13 protein-coding genes are annotated in these 15,050 nt (G+C 70.5%); 9 read left to right on the top strand and 4 right to left on the bottom strand.

From position 1 onward, the window contains the following. The first annotated feature begins 199 nt into the window (after positions 1 to 199). Positions 200 to 1,972: a putative bifunctional diguanylate cyclase/phosphodiesterase gene (locus IH26_RS0124690; RefSeq protein WP_157437369.1), complete on the top strand. Its 1,773-nt coding sequence runs from the start codon at positions 200 to 202 to the stop codon at positions 1,970 to 1,972. On the opposite strand, the gene IH26_RS0124685 is transcribed toward IH26_RS0124690, so the two are convergent. The 3 genes from IH26_RS0124685 to IH26_RS0124670 form a co-directional block, all read right to left on the bottom strand. Continuing rightward, positions 1,953 to 4,415 carry an IPT/TIG domain-containing protein gene (locus IH26_RS0124685; RefSeq protein WP_030438606.1) on the bottom strand — a complete coding sequence of 821 codons (2,463 nt, stop codon included), beginning with the start codon at positions 4,413 to 4,415 and terminating at the stop codon, positions 1,953 to 1,955. The genes IH26_RS0124690 and IH26_RS0124685 overlap by 20 nt on opposite strands. 215 nt (positions 4,416 to 4,630) lie before the next feature. Further along, on the bottom strand, positions 4,631 to 6,154 hold the full coding sequence (locus IH26_RS0124680) for a serine hydrolase (RefSeq protein ID WP_063763741.1): 1,524 nt from the start codon (positions 6,152 to 6,154) through the stop codon (positions 4,631 to 4,633). 368 nt (positions 6,155 to 6,522) lie between these two features. Further along, positions 6,523 to 7,878 (bottom strand): mycothione reductase, encoded by a 1,356-nt coding sequence (locus IH26_RS0124670; protein WP_030438604.1) that lies wholly within the window; start codon positions 7,876 to 7,878, stop codon positions 6,523 to 6,525. Between the two features lie 158 nt (positions 7,879 to 8,036). Here IH26_RS0124670 and IH26_RS0124665 point away from each other — a divergent pair, with 158 nt between their 5' ends. The 4 genes from IH26_RS0124665 to IH26_RS61395 all read left to right on the top strand — a co-directional run bounded on the left by IH26_RS0124665 (position 8,037) and on the right by IH26_RS61395 (position 11,017). Continuing rightward, complete coding sequence (locus tag IH26_RS0124665; RefSeq protein ID WP_030438603.1) at positions 8,037 to 8,891, top strand: LysR family transcriptional regulator; 855 nt, start codon at positions 8,037 to 8,039, stop codon at positions 8,889 to 8,891. Positions 8,892 to 9,211: 320 nt separating this feature from the next. Then, on the top strand, positions 9,212 to 10,117 hold the full coding sequence (locus tag IH26_RS0124655; RefSeq protein WP_030438602.1) for a LysR family transcriptional regulator: 906 nt from the start codon (positions 9,212 to 9,214) through the stop codon (positions 10,115 to 10,117). Positions 10,118 to 10,130: 13 nt separating this feature from the next. After that, complete coding sequence (locus IH26_RS61400) at positions 10,131 to 10,601, top strand: hypothetical protein (RefSeq protein ID WP_030438601.1); 471 nt, start codon at positions 10,131 to 10,133, stop codon at positions 10,599 to 10,601. Between the two features lie 11 nt (positions 10,602 to 10,612). Then, positions 10,613 to 11,017 (top strand): helix-turn-helix domain-containing protein, encoded by a 405-nt coding sequence (locus IH26_RS61395; protein WP_051808466.1) that lies wholly within the window; start codon positions 10,613 to 10,615, stop codon positions 11,015 to 11,017. Here the strand turns inward: IH26_RS61395 and IH26_RS0124640 are convergent. After that, entirely contained in the window at positions 10,995 to 12,011 is a 1,017-nt protein-coding gene (locus tag IH26_RS0124640; RefSeq protein ID WP_030438599.1) for a helix-turn-helix domain-containing protein, read from the bottom strand. The genes IH26_RS61395 and IH26_RS0124640 overlap by 23 nt on opposite strands. 255 nt (positions 12,012 to 12,266) lie before the next feature. Between IH26_RS0124640 and IH26_RS0124635 the strand changes: the two genes are divergently transcribed. The 4 genes from IH26_RS0124635 to IH26_RS0124620 are packed head-to-tail and all read left to right on the top strand — an operon-like array spanning position 12,267 to position 14,830. Then, positions 12,267 to 13,271 (top strand): DUF4331 family protein, encoded by a 1,005-nt coding sequence (locus IH26_RS0124635; protein ID WP_030438598.1) that lies wholly within the window; start codon positions 12,267 to 12,269, stop codon positions 13,269 to 13,271. Between the two features lie 40 nt (positions 13,272 to 13,311). Next, a complete protein-coding gene (locus tag IH26_RS0124630; RefSeq protein ID WP_051808465.1) occupies positions 13,312 to 14,028 on the top strand; it encodes a hypothetical protein in 717 nt (238 codons plus the stop codon). Beyond that, positions 14,025 to 14,591 carry a cytochrome c oxidase subunit 3 gene (locus IH26_RS0124625; protein WP_030438596.1) on the top strand — a complete coding sequence of 189 codons (567 nt, stop codon included), beginning with the start codon at positions 14,025 to 14,027 and terminating at the stop codon, positions 14,589 to 14,591. The genes IH26_RS0124630 and IH26_RS0124625 overlap by 4 nt, the downstream gene beginning before the upstream one ends. 2 nt (positions 14,592 to 14,593) lie before the next feature. Beyond that, complete coding sequence (locus tag IH26_RS0124620; protein ID WP_030438595.1) at positions 14,594 to 14,830, top strand: cytochrome C oxidase subunit IV family protein; 237 nt, start codon at positions 14,594 to 14,596, stop codon at positions 14,828 to 14,830. Positions 14,831 to 15,050: the final 220 nt, after the last annotated feature.

Raw genomic sequence — 15,050 nt, 5'->3', positions numbered from 1 at the left:
TCGCATTTGACGCCTAACGACCGAGGCGTCATGCCGGGCGAATCGGACCGCGCGGCGCCAGGACTTGCGGGAACGCCGGCATCCCCAGGTTGCCAGCGACTAGGGGCGGCACTCGTAGCGGTGTGATCCGTCCACGGTGCACGCTAGGCGACGGCCGATCACGCAGGGTGCCCGGCCGGACGTGATCGGGGACGGCGTCATGACGCGGACGGGTCCGGACGGTGCCGACGAGCCGGCGTTGGACGCCCTGACGCAGCACTGGCTGCGCCAGATCGCGGCGCTGGGGTTCCTGCCGCACAAGGCCCACGCTCGGGTCGTGCTGGGCGAGCAGCTGCGGCTGTTGGTGGCCGCGGCCCGGGCCGAGCCGTTCGACCCCGCGCCGGCCCGGCAGGTCGGCGCCGCCCTGGTCGCGGCACGGGTGGCGGCGCCGGGGGTGCTGGGCGTGAGCCTGCCGCTGCTGGCCGAGCGGCTACCGGGCCTGGTCGGCGGCGACGAGCCGGCCGTACGGTCGCGGATCCAGCCCCTGCTCGGCCGGATGGCCGACGGATTCACCGCCGCCCTGCGCGACACCGCGATGCTGGCCGCGGAGGAGCTGAACCGCTCGGAGCGGGTCGCCTGGCGCGATGAGCAGCGTCGCCTGCAGGGCGAGCTGAACCAGGCCCTGCTGCACGACGTGGTCACCGACCTGCCGAACCGGGTCAGCCTCCGCGAACACCTGGGCGCGGTCATCACCACCGCCCGGCCCGACGCGCGGATGAGCGTCTGCCTGCTGCGCGTCGACGACTTCGCCGACCTCAACGACGCCCTGGGCCACGCCACCGGCGACGATCTGCTACGCACCATCGGCGTACGCCTGCGGGAAGTCGTCGCCGACCTGCGCGGCGCGTCGGACCGCTACCTGCTGGCCCACCTCGGCGGCGAACAGTTCGTCGTGGTCGTCAGCGGCACCACCGGCGTCGACGAGGGCATCAAGCTCTCCCGCCTGGCCCAGCACGCGATCGGCAACGCCAGCCTGCCGTGGGTCGACGGCTACCAGCTGCGGCTGCGCACCACGGCCGGCATCGTCGAGGACCGCGTGGCCGGCACGACCGCGGACGACTGGCTGCGCAACGCGCACATCGCACTGGCCTGGACCGACGCCGACCGCCGGCCGTACGCCGTCTTCGACCCGACCCGGGCGGCCGAGGACCTGCGCCGCCATCGGCTGGCCGTCGCGATGCCGGCCGCGCTGGAACGCGGCGAATTCCAACCGCACTTCCAACCGCTGTACGCGCTCGCCGACCGTTCCCTCATCGGGGTCGAGGCCTTGGCCCGCTGGCGGCGCCGCGGCACCACCGCGACGCTCGGCCCGCAGAACTTCATCACGCTCGCCGAGCAGACCGGCCTGATCCGGCCCCTCGGGATGTCCCAGCTCCGCCAGGCCTGCCAGCGCGGCAGCGGCTGGCACGCGGCCGGCCACCCGCTGCTGATCAGCGTCAACGTCTCCGCCCTGCAGCTGTCCGAGCCCGGCCTGGTCGCCACCATCGACGACATCCTGGATCAGTCCGGCCTGCCGGCGAGCGCGCTACAGCTGGAGATCACCGAGAGCACCGCCGTCGACGGCCCCGACGACACCCTGTCCGACCTGACCGACCGCGGCATCCAGCTGGCCATCGACGACTTCGGCACCGGCCACGCCAACCTCGCCGCGCTGTCCCGGCTCCCGGTCACCACGGTCAAACTCGCCCGGGAGCTGGTCGCCGACCTGTCCGACACCGACAACGCCGCCGCGTCCGCCGTCGTGCACCGCACCATCCAGCTCTGCCACGACCTCAACGTCACCGTCACCGCCGAGGGCATCGAGACCCGCACGCAATTCGACACCCTGCGCGCCCTCGGCTGCGACCACGGCCAGGGGTTCCTCCTGGCCCCGCCCACGAGCGCCCGGGACATCACCCAGCTGCTGAAGGCGATCAGAACGTCGCGACCGTGAAGGTGGAGCCGCTCGTGACGTCCGTCTGCGAGTATTCGGGGTCGGTCATGGCCGCGTTCGGCGCCCCATTGCTGACCACCACGAGGTTGTAGGCGCCGTTCAGCACCGGCGCCGCCGCGTACAGGGAAGCACTGATCGGCTTGTTCAGGGTCAGCGTGCCCGATCCGCCGCCGTTGCCGGCGGCGGCCGAGAGACCGGCGCTCGTGTTGGCGACCACCGAGCTGATCGTCGTGCCGGCCGGAATGCCGAGCGAGTTCGGGCCGATCACCGAGCCGACGTCGTTGGACACGAGCGCGCTGCTGTAGAGCGTCGACGAGCCGTCGGCGATGGTCGCGCCCGCCAGCGGGTACTGGGTGCTCAGCGAGGCGGGGGCGGAGAGGGTGGCACTTCCGCCGCCCGGCGCGACCGCGACGATGGTCGTCCCGTCCGGGATGCCGGGCGTGCCGGTGTTGAACAGCCGGCCGATGTCGGCCCGGCTGAACGAGTCCGGCGCGGCGACGCTGACGGTGGCGCTGCCCGAGGTCGTGGTCAGCGTGCCGGTGAGGCTGTGCACCACCCCGCCGACGGTCGCCGTGATCGGCGAACCGGCCTGCGGCGACGGCAGCGACATGACCGCCATCTTCGAGTTCAGCACCGCGGTGATGGTGCTCTTCTGCGGAATGTTGGTGTTCAGGTTCTGCGCGATCGGCTGGCCGACGTCGTCGGGGCTGAACTTCCCGGACGGGGAGCCGATCACCCGGCTGCCGGCGGTCGTCGAGATGTCGGTCACGCTGTGGACGTAGCCGATCGGGTCGAAGAACCCGGTGGCGGTGTTGTTCAGCCGCCGGTTGAGCTGCAGCGTGCACACCAGCTCCTGGTCGGTGACCACGAGGGCGTTCCGGCACTCCGCGACCGGCCCGTTCGCCAGGACGCCGGCGCCGGTGTCGGCACCGTTGTACGTGCCGTTGACCAGGAACACCCGGCCGGCCGATCCGCCGGAGCCGAAGTTGATCGACATGAAGCCGGAGCCCTGCACGTCCACGTCGACACTCGACGTCGTATTGGGTGCGGTGGTCGGGGTGATCTGGATCGGATTCGTGAACGAGTACGCACCCGGCAGCGCCTTGGTGCCGCCCGGCGTGGTCACCAGGAGGGTCACGTCGTCCTCGGCGGCGTGCGGCGACACCAGCGCGGTGAAGGCCTTGTCGTTGATCGGCTGGATGTTGGTCAGCGGTGTACCGCCGAGGGTGGCGGTGATGCGGCCCGGATCGGTCGGGAAGTCACTGCCGACGACGGTGATCGTGTTTCCGCCGGCGGCCGGGCCCGCGGCGGGAATCACCCCGGTGGGGGTGGCCACGGTTCCGGCGGTGTAGCTGCTGGTGCCCATCAGCGACCCGGACTGCGGGTTGTTGCTCGAGTAGAAGCACAGCTGGTAGCCGGTCGGCTGGTTGTTCTGCAGCGACAGCGGGGGCAGCGTGACGATGGCCCGGTTGCTCGACACCTTCCGGATGCTGCCGCTGCCCACCACGATCGGCGTCACGCCGTTCATGGGGGACGTCGAATAGATGCCCGGGCAGCCGGCGCCCGGGCCGACCACCAGCACCACCGGCGCGGTGACGCCCGACAGGAAGGCCATCGGCGAGCTCGCCGTGACCAGGACGCTGCTCAGGTACGAGCCGCTGGCCGGGCTCAGGCTCACCGCGTTCACGTTGTACGGGGCCATCGACAGCAGCCCGCCGGACGGGCCGGAGCCATCGTAGAGGCAGAGGCTGTACATCGTCGGCCCGCCGCCGTTCATGGCCACGACGCCCGGCGGCACGGTGAGGCTCACGCTCGCGTTGTTCGGCTGCTTGTTGACGCTGGTCCCGACCAGGTTCGCCGGATTCGACGACCCCAGGGTGGGGTTGCACGAGGACGTGGTGAACACCGCGGCCACCGTGTTCAGACCCGCGAAGAGCGTCGCGTTCTGGTTGGTGTTGACGGTGATCTGGTTGCCGCCGCCGGTCACGCCGCTGAACGGGTTGACCATCACCGGCGTACCGAGATAGATGCTTCCGGCCCCGGTGCGCGGGCTGCTCGAGGCGACCGCCGCGTCGTAGGCGCAGACGTAGTACGGCTTGACCGCGCCGTTCGAACCGACGGTCGGTCCGGTGGTCGGCACCGTGAACGTGATGGCGTTCGCGCTGCGGTTGGTGACCGTGGCCGCCCACGGTCCGGTGGCGCTCGGCGCGGTGTACTTGTCCGGGCAGGGGCCGCTGGACAGCTCCACCGCCGTCGTGCTGGTGTTGAAGTTCGAGTTGGGGTCGCCGATCGTCGCGGTGCCGCCGAGCGGGGCGACCATCGGCCCCACCCCGGTCCCGGCGTAGGCCGCCTGCGGCGCGACGAGCATCGCGGCGATCACCGCGCCCGCCGTCAACCCGGCGCGTACCAGCCGAGCACGGATCCTGGATTGGGACTGGGACATGCGAGGTCCTCCTACGGTCCGGCCGAGCGAGCCGGTGAGGATCGTAACTCCGCGTATCCGTCCAGGTTCGCAGAGTGACGAAACCGGTGCCGCGATCGGCGCGAGCGGCTACCAGCGGCCGGCCCAGGAGGTAAAGGTCTGCCCGTACGACAACGGCTCCGACGTCCTTGCGGCGGCGTCGCGGCCGCGGCACACCGGGCCGTCAGAGCGGGCCGTCAGAGCGGGGCCGGGTGCGGCAGGGTGCCGGGCAGGAGGGCTCGGCCGCCGCCGGCGCGCAAGCCGGCCACGGTGCCGCGGCGCCACAGGCGGCCGCCGAAGCGGAGCCAGCCCACGGTGCCGTCCGGGTCCCGGACGAAGTTGGCGCGGCTGTGCGTGTCGGTGCCGTCGGGGGCCAGGGCGAGGACGTAGTCCCGGCGGTAGAAGGCCAACCGCAGGGCCTCGGTGCCGGACAGCCGTACGCTGAGCCCGCCCTGATCGGCGACCAGGTCCAGCGAGGACGTCAGCAGCGAACCGTCGAAGTAGACCTCCTGCGAGCGGTACGTGCCCGCGTAGCCGGCAAGGGCGGCGGGAGGCAGGGCACGCGGGGTGGCCGGGAGATTGTGGACACCGGCGAAGCGGCTCAGCGCCCAGTCGTCGGAGAACAGCTCGGCGAGCAGGCCGGGGCCGCCCTCCGAATTGGTCAGCACGGTCAGTGCGAAGTCACGCTCGGGGACCATGAGGAAGCCGGAGTGCTGGCCGGCCCAGTCGCCGCCGTGCTGCACCACGGTCGGGCCCTCGGCGGTCGGCCGCAGCAGCCACGTGACCCCGACGCCGTCCAACTCGACGAAGAGCGTGCCGCCGGGGCCGGGGTGCGACTGCATCAACCGCATCGACCGCGGCGTGAGCAGGCCGCGGCCGTCGCCCAGGTGGAAGCGGGCCCAGCGCAGTTGGTCGTGGGCGCTGGAGATCAGCCCGCCGGCCGGGGTGATGCTGCGCGGCAGTGCCCAGAATTGCGGCGCGGGCACCGGCTTGCCGGTCGAGATGTCGTGCGGCACGGCGTACGTCGCGCCGGGGATCTCCGCCAGCGAGAAGCCGCTGTGTGCCAGCCGCAGCGGGTCCAGGACCAGGGCGCGGGCGGCGTGCTCGTACGTCCGGCCGGTCGCCACCTCGATCAGCCGGCCGGCCAGAGCGAGGGCCGCGTTGTTGTAGGCGAAGACCCGGCCGGGCGGGGTGAGCTGCGGCAGCCCGGACATCGCGGCGACATACCGGGCCAGGGCGCCGTCGTCGGAGCCGGTGTCCACGAAGTCGTCGCCGAGCCAGCCGGCGCTGTGGTTGAGCACCTGCCGCAGCGTCACCCGGCCGGAGGCGGCGGCGTCCGCGGTACGGAAGTCGGGCAGGTAACTGCGGACCGTACGGCCCAGGTCGAGGCGGCCACGCTCGACCAGGCGCATGATCGCCGTGCCGGTGAAGGTCTTGGTGGTGGAGGCGACCCGGAAGACGGTGTCCCCGTCCACCGGCGCCGGGTGATCGACGTCGGTGACGCCGAAGCCGCGCACATACTCGGCGCCACGCCACCACAGTCCCAGGGCGACGCCCGGTATGCCGTACCGGGCCATGCCGTCCCGGATCTTCTCGTCCAGCTGCCGCAGCAGCGGCACCGCCGTCTTCCCGGCGGTCTTCCCGGCGACCGGAAGGCCGGCGGCGATCACACTTCCGGCGGCCGTACGCAGCAGCGTACGGCGGGACATCGGCTCAGCCATCGGACTCCCCCAAGCTCGTCGGCGCAGCCCACTCTATCCAGACCAGTCAATGCCGGTCGGCTCGGTGTTCGCGCTCGTGGTGCCGGCTCACCTGCGGTCGCAGACCAGGGGCGCGTCCCAGACCGTGAGTTTCGGCCTCCGGCCGCTGGGCGCGATCGCCGGCGCTCTCATCGCCGCGACAGCCGGAATTCCGGCGGCGCTGTGGGCCGGCGCGATCGGTAGAGTCCTTGCCTGCGGGTGGCTGCCGCCCGCACGCCTGCTGTCATTTCGCGGTCAGGGTGACGACGCCGAAGCCGCCCGCGCCGAGAAGCCGGTCGACCTGATAGCGGCCGATGGATTTGACGGAAGGCAAGGAATCCACCCTGCGGTCAGAGGGCCAGCAGCGCTTGTTCCACGACCTCGGTCAACGCGGGATGGATGTAGAGCACCTCGTTCGCCAGCTGTTGCGCGGTCTGGCCGAGCATCATCGCCTGGATCAGGGGCTGGATGAGCAGCGCGGCGTGCGGGCCGATGAGGTGAGCGCCGAGCAGGCGGCCGCCGGCCGGGCTGGCGAGGATCTTGACGAAGCTAGTGGTGTCCTCCAGTGCCCAGCCGTACGCGGTCTCGGCGTAGTCGCGGCGGCTCACCCGGTACTCGACGCCCTGTTCCCGCGCCGCCTGCTCGGTCAGCCCGATCGACGCGACCTGCGGCTCGGAGAACACGGCGTGCGGCGCCGCGAGAACGGGCAGTCGACGCGGTGTGCCCGGATGCAGCAGGTTGTGCCGGACCACCCGGGCTTCCGCGTTGGCCAGGTGCTTGAGCTGGAAATGATTGGCCGCGTCGCCCAGCGCCCACACGCCGGGCATCGTGGTGGCGCCCGTCTCATCGACCTTCAGATGGCCGTGCCTATCAATCTCGAGGCCGGCAGCCCGGACGTCAAGAAGATCAGTGTTCGGCGTACGTCCGACGCACAGCAGCAGTTGCTCGGCCTCCACCAGCCGGGTGCCGTTCGCGTCCTCGACGGTCACCGCGACGCCGCCGGCGACACGGTCGACCCTCGTGACCTCGCTGTTGAGCATCAGCCGATGCCGGCCGGCCGCGTGCCGGGTGAAGGCCGCCGACACATCGTCGTCCTCGGCCATCAGCAGGCGTGGCCCGCGCTGCACGACGGTGACGTCACAGCCGAAAGCCGAGAACACGAAGCCCATCTCGGCGGCGATGAAGCCACCGCCGACCACCACCATCGACTTCGGCAGCCGGTCGATCCGCATGATGGTGTCGGAGGTGTGGTACGGCACGGCCGCCAGGCCCGTGATCGCCGGGATCACCGGCCTTGACCCGGCCGCCACCACGATCCGGTCCGCGCCGATCCGCTCGTCGCCCACCTGCAACTCCCCCGGCCCCACGAAGCGGGCCGGTTCCGTGAAGACGTCGATCCCCTGGCTCTCCCGGTGCTTCACCGCCGCCTCGTGCAACGGATCTATCCGGCCGAAGACGCGCTCACGAATCGCCGGCCAGTCGACGCCGTCCACCGTCGAACGCACGCCCAACCGGCGCCCCTGTCGCGCGCTCGTCGCGATCTCGGCCGGCACGACGAACATCTTCGACGGAATACAGCCGCGGTTCAGGCAGGTGCCGCCGAACCGGTCCGGTTCGACGATCGCCGTACGGAAATGCCGCAGTTCGTCATTCAGCAGCATGTTGCCGGTGCCGGCACCAACCACTATGACGTCATAACGCCGCATACCCGCAACCCCTTCATCAACCGTTTCACGTCGTGCGCCGATCGATCATCGTCGCCCGATGACGGGTATCGCCAATGCCTTTTCGCGAAACCGTCATGCCGGTCCGGCATGACCGGCGCCCGCTCGGATTCGAAATCAGCTGTGGTTAATATGTCGCCATGGATCTCGACCTGCGACGCCTCCGCTATTTCGTGATGGTCGCCGACGAACTCAGCTTCGTGCGCGCCGCCGAACGGCTGAACATGACCCAGCCCGCACTGAGCCGGCAGATCCGCGCCCTCGAGGACGACCTCGGCGTAACCCTGCTGCGCCGCGGGCCGGTCGGCACCGCACGCACGCCGGCCGGCGACCAACTGCTGGAGGATGCGCGCCCACTGCTCGCCTCGTCGCTCGCCCTGCAACGCCGCGTGCGCCTGGCCGCACGCGAGGAGGACCACTTCACGATCGGCTTCATGCCCGGAGTGATCGTCACCCCGATCGTCCGCCAGTTCCGGGCGCTGGCGCCGGACGTGAAGGTGCAGGTGTTGCACACGGCCCTCACCGACCAGGTCGACTACCTGCTGGACGGGCGCGTCGACGTCTGCTTCGTCCGGCTGCCCCTGCCGGCCGACTCCTTCGAGATCGTTCCCCTGTTCCCCGAGCCGCGCATCGCGGCCCTGTCCGACGAGCACCCCCTCGCGCGCTCCCCGATCCTCGACATCGCCGAGCTGATGCCGTACCACCTGGTGCAGGACCCGGCAGAGGTGCCCGAATGGCGGGGCACCGGAGGCGACGACACCGACTCCGAGCGGCCCACGACGATCGAAGAAAGTCTGGAGGCCGTCGCGTCCAGCACCGGATTCGCCGTCTTCCCGGCCGGCTTCGCCGACTTCTACCGCCGTCCCGACATCCGCTACGTCCCGCTGAGCGGAGTCGCGCCCCGCATGGTGGCCCTGGCGTACCCGAAAAACCGCAAGATGCCGGCCATCGACAAATTCGCGAAGATATCGATCGCCGCTCTCGGCCCGGCCTAGACCCGCTTTCCGGAAACCACTTCCGCGGGCCGGCGCTCCTCGGTCAGTCGACAGGCCAAGGCATGGAACACCGCCCCGACGAGGGTTTCCCTCAGCATCCATCGCAGAAACTTCATCGGTTTCTCCATTCCTCTCGTCGGGTCAGTCCTCCCGCCAATCGTGGGCGACCGTTCCGGTGAACGCCAATGCCGATCGGCGTAAGTGTCATGCCGAAGCGGCATGGGACTTTTTCTGCAGAGCCGGCGATCTCCGCTGCAGATGGCGGGCCGGCGAGGTCTCGCCGCGGTGCCGGGCGACAGAATCTGTTTAACCTGGCGGCCATGGATCTCGACCTTCGACGGCTGCGGTACTTCACCACCGTGGCCACCGAACTAAGCTTCGTGCGCGCCGCCGGTCGGCTGCACATGACCCAGCCCGCGCTCAGCCGGCAGATCCGTGCCCTCGAGGACGACCTCGGCGTCCTGCTTCTGCGCCGCGGCCCGATCGGCACCGCGCTCACCCGGGCCGGCCATCAACTCCTGAAGGATGCCCGGCCGCTGCTGGCCGCGGCGGTCGCCGCTCAGCGTCGCGCCCATCTCGCCGCACACGAGAAGAGCCAGTTCACCGTCGGTCTCCCGCCGGGCGTCATCATCACCCCGATCGTTCGCCGGTTCAAGGCGCTGGCGCGTGATGTCACCGTCGAAGTCCTGCACACCGCCATCACCGGCCAGGCGGACCACTTGACGAGCGGTGCGGTCGACGTCTGTTTCGTACGATTGCCGTTGCCGGACGACACCCTCGAAACCGTGCCCCTGTTCCCGGAGCCGCGAGTGGCGGCTCTCGCCGGCGACCATCCGCTCGCGCAGGCCGAGTCCTTACATATCGACACGCTCGCCGGCTATCCCCTGCTCCAGGATCCGGACGAGGTACCGGAATGGCGGTCCGGCCTCCGCAGATCCGGGACCGGACCGGCCGGCGCCCGGCTCGAGCAGCACCCCGCGGGCATCGACCAGAGCCTCGAGGCGGTGGCATCCGGCGACGGCTTCGCCGTCTTTCCCGCCGGCATCCCACTCTTCTACCGGCGGCCGGATGTCCGCTACATCCGGCTGGACGGCGTCGCTCCCCGTACGGTCGCGCTGGCCTACCGCAGGCACCACGCCCGACCGGAGATCGACGTCTTTGCCCGTATCGCCCTGGCCGAGTTAGCACCGCCGGCCGGGCCTGCCCTACTCTCGGTCCGGCAATGAGCCAGGGGGTGCGATGGCCAGGAGCCTGGCGGAGGTCCGGCGCGATCTTGCGTCGCGGCCTCTGCACGCCAGCAGCGGGTCGCGCTCATGGCATGGCGTCGCTCTGGACGAGTACGGCGGATACCGAGCCGACGGCATTTTCGCCCCGGCTCGCGACCACCACGTTCTCGCGGTCCCGATCGGCTCGTCGGTCTGGGTCCGTCAGGAGCGCGGCGGGCACGCGGTCGGCGGCCCGATGTATCCCGGCGAGGCGGTGCTCATGCCGGCCGGGATGGATTCACGCTGGGACGGCGAGATCCCGGCCCGCCTGCGGGTCAGCATCGACCCGGCATCGCTGCACCGGATGGCGTGGGAGCTGGACATCCCGGGCTACGACCGGGCCGGGCTGGTCAACCACTTCGCCCTCTTCGACCCGTCGATCGACCACCTGACCTCGGTGTTCCGGGCCGAGCTGCGGCACCGGCCGCACCCGGCCAGGATCTGATCTTCGACTCGGTGGCGGTCGCCCTGATCACGCACCTGTTGCGGTGCTACGGCGACAACAGCCCCGAGCCGGAACAGCCGCCGCCGGCCGCCGGCTCGGCCGCGATCCGCCGGGTCCTCGACCACATCCACGACCGGCCGGCCGAGGCGATCGGGCTGGCCGAGCTGGCCGCCGTCGCCGGCATGAGCCGCCACCATTTCTCCCGGTTGTTCACCGCCCACGTGGGCTCGTCGCCGGCCCGCTACGTCGAGCGGGTGCGCATCGAGCAGGCCGGCCGGTTGCTGCGGGCCGGGTCACTTTCGATCGCCCAGGTCGCCCAGGCGGTCGGCTTCAGCGACCAGAGCCACTTCACCCGCCGTTTCCGGCTGCACACCGGCCGTACGCCGAGCGAGTTCAGGAAGTCCGAGACTCGCTGACCCGGGCGTGAGCCAGCCGCCACTGCTGCGGGCTCGCGCCGTACTCGCGGCGGAAGGCCCGGGCGAAATGCGTGGGGCCGGAGAAGCCCCAGCGCCGGGCGATGGCCGCGATCGGCGGCGGTTCGGCGGGCTCCCGCCGGCTCAGCTCGGTGCGGGCCTGCTCCAGTCGCAGCCTGCGGATCAGGTCGCCGGGCGTCGCCCCGATCCGTGCCAGCACGGTGTACAGCTGCCGCACCGACATGAAGTGGGCCTCCGCGAGATGCTGCGGGGACAGCCCCGGTTCTCGCAGATTGTCGCGGACATACGCCATGATCCGGTCGGGCAACCCGTCGTCGGCCGGCGTGCGGTACGGATCCCGCTTCGCGAGCTCCGACAGAATCGCCGCGCGGACCAGGCCGAGAGCGGCGGTGACGGCGACCTCCGCGTACGGGTCGGCCGCCAGGCGCGGATCGCCGGCCATCTCGACGAGCTGCGGCCCGACGAGAGCGGCGATCGGGTTCTCCCGGCCGATCGGATGGAAACAGATCTGGGCGAGATCCGCCGAGGACACCCCCAGCAACGCCCGCGGTACCCGGAACGCGACCTGCTCGCCGACGCCGGGATAGACCCAGGCGTACGGGCGGGTGCCGTCGTGCACCGCCAGCTGACCGGCCTCGATGACGCTCTGCCGTCCGCCGTGGACGGCGACGGACCTGCCCGATAGCTGCACCTTCAGAATCACCCTGGCTGGACCGTCCGCACGCACGTGCCGAGGGGCTCGCGCGGAGATCGCGGGCCGGCACCCGTCGGGGACGACCGTGGCGACCCTGGTGACCCGCACCGGCCCGAGACTACTGGCGTTCCACCTGCTGGCGACCGGTTCCGGGTGCACGACCCTGTTCCGGATCACCTCGCGGTTGACGAAGTCCACCACCGCCGCATGCCGCTCGCCGGGCGGCAGCCAGGAGGTGTCCAGCTCAACGACGGCCGGACCGCTGACCTGTGTTTCTGTCACGCCGGGAAGCCTTCCAGGGAGGCCGGACCGGTTGCTTGCACATCCGTGCCCGAGATCGGCCGAATCCTGCCCCGCGGAACCGGGCGATCCCGTGTGATCCATCCCAACCTCACCGGCCGCACCACGTACCCGCAGGAGGGCCGATGCCGAACCGGCATGCCTATCCACCGGATAGGCATTGGCGGCGCGCGATCGGCCCAGGTCACGATGCGTCGTCATGTCTTGTCCGGCTCAGCCCGTACGGAAGGTCGATCAATGTCCCACCACCAGGATTCAGCTGCCGCAAAGCAGGACCCTCGCCTGGACATCAGCGATGTCTACCTGTTCAAGGGGGAGAGCGGCACGGTCTTCGTGATGAACACCAACCCGGTCTCCGCCGACAAGGGCTTCCACCCCGAGGCGCTGTACGAGTTCCACCTCGACCTCGACGGCGACGCGGTGCAGGATCTGACGTTCCGGGTCAGGTTCCGCGCGGCCGGACCGGACGGCCGGCAGGGTTGGGTGCTCGACCGGCTCGCCGGTGCCGACGCCACCGACCGCAACGCCTCGGGAACCCTGGTCGCGGCCGGCCTGACGGAGGACTTCGTCACGACACCGGATGGCGTCAAGGTCTTCGCCGGCCGGGCCGGAGACCCGTTCTACCTGGACGGCACGGTCGTCACGGCCGTCGTGACCGCACTCCGGAACGGCACCACGGTGGACCTCTCCGCGTTCGACCCGCGACGGGCCGCGAACCTGTTCGCCGGCACCAACGTCACCGCCATCGTCCTCGAAGTGCCGGCTGATCTCATCGGATCGGCGACGATCGGCCTCTGGGCCACCACCGCGCTCGACGACCACCACGGCGGCTGGCTGCAGCTCAACCGGTGCGCGAAACCGCTCGTCAACACGCTGTTCGACGTCACCGAGGCCGGCTTCGACGACTACAACGCCACCGATCCGCGGGAGGACCTCGACAACTACGGAGATCTCGTACGCCGGAAGGTCGCGGCCCTCGTGTCCGCCAACGACACACACTCCGACCCGAACGGCTACGGCACCGCGACGCGGGACATCATCTTCCCGGACGTCCTGCACTACCAGGTGGGCACCGAGGCGGGTTTCGGTGCGAAGGCCCGCAACGGCAGGGGGCTCGCCGAGTCGGCCCCCGAAGCGATGTTCGAGATCGTGCTGAACGCTCCCGTCACCATGGGCCTGGACGCGGGCCACGCCACCGGGACGCCGCGCGCCGAGTTCCCGTACCTGAGCGAACCGGCCTGACGCACCCCGTATCTTCCCTTCCGGCACAGGAGAATCCACCGTGTCCCGCAGAATCCTGGTCGCCAGCGCGAGCTGTGGCTACCTGTTCGTCGCACTGTTCTTCGCCGCCCTGGTGACCTGTCACTGGATACCGCCGATGGCGCCCAGCTGGTCGGCGGAGCGAGTAGCGGCCTTCTACACCGAGCACGCCACCTCGATCCGGGCCGGTCTCGTACTCATGCTCGCCGGCGCCGTGGTGACCGCGCCCTTCGTCGCGGCGCTGTCGAGCCTGATCCGGCGGATCGACCCGAGGCTGGCGCCGCTGGCCGCCACCCAACTCGTGTGCGGCGCCGCGAACGTGGCCGCGATCTTCGTACCGGTCCTGCTCTTCACGGCGACGGCCTACCGGCCGGACCGCTCGCCGGACATCACGATGGCCCTCAACGACCTGGCCTGGATCACCCTGGTCATGAACGCCTTCCCGGCGATCGGGCAGGCCGTCGTGGTAGGCGTGGCGATCCTGGCCGACAAGCGCCCCACGCCGCTGCTGCCGCGCTGGTCGGCGTACCTGAACTTCTGGATGGCCTTCCTCTTCGCGCCCAGCGTCCTGCTCACCTTCTTCAAGACCGGCCCGTTCGCCTGGAACGGCATCCTCTCGTTCTGGGTCGCGGCCGGCGCGTTCGGCGCCTGGTTCCTCGTCATGACCTATCTGCTGGTGCGGGCCGCCAACCGGATGGACGACGACCGGGCCGCGGCCGTCCTCGAACCCGCCGCGTGACCGCCACCGCGGCCCGGACCAAGCACATCCCCGGCGAGTCCGGCCTCTGGGTCTTCCTGTTCGGCGACATGATCATGTTCTCGGTGTTCTTCGGCTTCGTCGCGGTGCTGCACGGCCGGCACCCGGCGATGTTCCGAGCGTCTCAGCAGGCCCTCCACCCCGGCCTGGGCCTGCTGAACACCCTGCTCCTGCTCACCGCCTCGGCACTGGTCGTCCGCGGGCTGCGGCACCTGCGAACCGGCCGACCCGCACGGACGCTGCCCTGGGCGCTCCTGTGCGCGCTCGGGTTCGCCGCCATCAAGGGCTCCGAGTACGCCCTCGTGATCCGCGCCGGACACACCCCGAGCAGCAACGACTTCTTCATGTACTACTTCGTGTTCACCGGTATCCACCTGGCTCACCTGACGATCGGGCTGGGCGCGCTGACGGTCCTCGTCGTGCTGTCCCGCCGCCCGTCCCTCGGCCCGGGCAAACTGCTGCTCGCCGAGGGCGCGGCCGCGTACTGGCACATGGTGGACCTGCTCTGGCTCCTCCTCTTCCCGCTCTTCTACCTGGTGGCGTGACAATGTGGGTCTTTCCGGCACTCGTCGTTGCCACGCTGTCGAGCTGGCTGCTGGGCATCGAAGGCGGCGGCATGTCGACCCCGATCGGCTGCGCGGTCGTGACGATCGCCTTGATCAAGGTACGCGTGGTCGGCCTGCACTTCATGGAGCTGCGCAACGCCCCCACCGCCCTCCGCGGCGCCTTCGAGGTTTACGTCGTGGTCACGGGCGCCGTCCTGCTCGCGCTCCACCTGACTTAATTTATTCTACATATGGGTAGCGCCACGTCTGGTATCTGTGGCATGTTTCCAGCCATGACCACCGACGCGCGCACCGGACCCGCACCGGCCCCGACCGGGCCGCTGAGCACGATCGACTACACCGAGCGGATCCCGAACAACGTCAATCTCGCCGGGGACCGGCGGCTGCAGCGGGCGCTCGAGGGCTGGCAGCCGAAGTTCCTGGACTGGTGGAAGCAGC

Source organism: Actinoplanes subtropicus (genome assembly GCF_000721705.1).
GTDB classification, from domain to species: Bacteria; Actinomycetota; Actinomycetes; order Mycobacteriales; family Micromonosporaceae; genus Actinoplanes; species Actinoplanes subtropicus.
Note: the sequence above shows the minus strand (reverse complement) of the source record. Positions and strands in the feature narration are given on the sequence as shown.

Bases quoted from the DNA above. Each gene is read 5' to 3' on its own strand.
- IH26_RS0124670 (WP_030438604.1), bottom strand. From the start codon at position 7,878: ATGCGGCGTTATGACGTCATAGTGGTTGGTGCCGGCACCGGCAACATG.
- IH26_RS0124685 (WP_030438606.1), bottom strand. From the start codon at position 4,415: ATGTCCCAGTCCCAATCCAGGATCCGTGCTCGGCTGGTACGCGCCGGG.
- IH26_RS0124620 (WP_030438595.1), top strand. From the start codon at position 14,594: ATGTGGGTCTTTCCGGCACTCGTCGTTGCCACGCTGTCGAGCTGGCTG.
- IH26_RS0124680 (WP_063763741.1), bottom strand. From the start codon at position 6,154: ATGGCTGAGCCGATGTCCCGCCGTACGCTGCTGCGTACGGCCGCCGGA.
- IH26_RS61400 (WP_030438601.1), top strand. From the start codon at position 10,131: ATGGCCAGGAGCCTGGCGGAGGTCCGGCGCGATCTTGCGTCGCGGCCT.
- IH26_RS0124665 (WP_030438603.1), top strand. From the start codon at position 8,037: ATGGATCTCGACCTGCGACGCCTCCGCTATTTCGTGATGGTCGCCGAC.
- IH26_RS0124635 (WP_030438598.1), top strand. From the start codon at position 12,267: ATGTCCCACCACCAGGATTCAGCTGCCGCAAAGCAGGACCCTCGCCTG.
- IH26_RS0124655 (WP_030438602.1), top strand. From the start codon at position 9,212: ATGGATCTCGACCTTCGACGGCTGCGGTACTTCACCACCGTGGCCACC.
- IH26_RS0124690 (WP_157437369.1), top strand. From the start codon at position 200: ATGACGCGGACGGGTCCGGACGGTGCCGACGAGCCGGCGTTGGACGCC.